A 1,631-nucleotide genomic window follows, 5' to 3' on the forward strand; every position below is an offset into this window, starting at 1 on the left:
ATAGTCGGGCTCGATGGATTTCAGCCGCTGCGGCAGGTTGATCCACAGCTGGATGCCCGCGGCGGCCGATTCCGGCATCTCCGAATGGGTGATGCCGCGCCCGGCCGTGAACCGCTGCGCGCCGCCCGCATGGATCGTGCCTGCATTGCCAAGGTTGTCCTTATGGTGCATCGCGCCGGAAAACAGCCAGGTGATGGCCTCGAAGCCGCGATGCGGGTGCGGCGGAAAGCCGCCGCCCGCGATATCGAAATGATCCCACAGTACGAAGGGGTCGAAGTGGCGCAGGCCCGGCACCGGCATCAGCCGCTGCACGGTCACGCCGTCGCCTTCGGGCACAAGCTGACCGAAGTGGATGGCTATCATTGTTTCAACCATTCATTGAACAAATATTTGTATGCTTGGATTAGAGCCGCGTCATCGGGGTCTCTGGAATCAAGTTCCAAATGACGAATCTTTCCAAGGTAATCTGAGTTCAGCGATTCGAAGTTCTTGATATCCAGAGGGAAACAGTCGTCATAAACAATCCGTTCAATTACCTCATCGAGTCGGGGTACTCCAATGCCTTGGTATTTTTTCAATGACTCAACCACGAATTTTTTGAATGATGTTGAGAATCGAGAAAGAGTTCGAGAAATGGGAGTTTTTGGCTGAAGGATTGCAAGGGCTGTCTTTCCAGGCCAGTACCAGCTCCACTCGCTGTGATCAAAGCAATGCCACCCGACTTGCTCAGCGTAAGCTCTGAGGCTTGAAAATTTTTCTTTCCATTCTTCAGAATGAAAATCTGCGTAAGGCTGGATAACCAGTGAAGAACAGAACGCGTAGAATGTCCCAGATGCTAACGGTGCCAAGTGGTAAAAAAATTCTTCATGGTCGCTATAAGGTGGATCTATACGGCCTTGTCCCTTCCAGATTGCTTCCTGAACTTCCTTTGAATCAATGTTCAATGCATGCTCCAAGTCTGGCGGACATATTGTTTTTCCAGAAAATTTATAATTCATATATAGGGCATCATGAGAAATGCCCAAAGAAAATGCACGAATAAACTCTTCTCTAACAATCGCTCTCAGTTTGCTTTTTTTATCTTTACCGTCATCAACGCCGGAGGAAATAATCTCCTCCAATTCCGCCATGGCTTTTTGGGCTCTAATATTCGGAACGATAGTATGAAAAATGGGGTTCCCTATAGATGGGTTTCTATCAGCTTGAGCGATAAGCCCCCTCACTAGTGAAACCATTTCTTCGCTAGGAACATCAAACCATTCTTCTCCTCCACTTCCTGATTTTCTGGGGCTGAAATACGCCTTGATAGACCGTTCTACTGCACGGGCATCATTTTCACTTAGATTGAATGTTTCCACCAATCTCCAATGTGGATTATGAGTGTCGTATTCTTTTAGTCGCTTTTCTAGCTTGCGGGATGTGATGCCAATTTTGCTTTTTGATCCGTCAGCAATGATATAAAGCGTATAACCCATGGGATTCTCTCAGATTCCAAGCCTCGGCCCCTTGGGCACGATGCGCGAGGGATTGATCGAGGCGTGCGAGTAGTAATAGTGCTGCTTGATGTGCTCGAAATCGGTCGTGTCGCGAAAGGCGGGGATGGCCCAGAGGCGCTTGAGGTAGCGCCACAG

At 49.1% G+C, this 1,631-nt stretch carries 2 protein-coding genes; both read right to left on the reverse strand.

The window, feature by feature from the left end:
- The coding region (locus D6694_12700; GenBank protein RMH38120.1) for a pirin family protein at positions 1-363 on the reverse strand (363 nt) is incomplete at its 3' end.
- Entirely contained in the window at positions 360-1,475 is a 1,116-nt protein-coding gene (locus D6694_12705) for a hypothetical protein (GenBank protein RMH38121.1), read from the reverse strand. The genes D6694_12700 and D6694_12705, both read right to left, overlap by 4 nt.
- Positions 1,476-1,631 lie beyond the last annotated feature (156 nt).

The organism is Gammaproteobacteria bacterium (genome assembly GCA_003696665.1).
Classification (GTDB): domain Bacteria; phylum Pseudomonadota; class Gammaproteobacteria; order Enterobacterales.

Excerpts from the sequence above, each read along its gene's own strand:
- D6694_12705 (RMH38121.1), bottom strand. The coding sequence starts at position 1,475 with ATGGGTTATACGCTTTATATCATTGCTGACGGATCAAAAAGCAAAATT.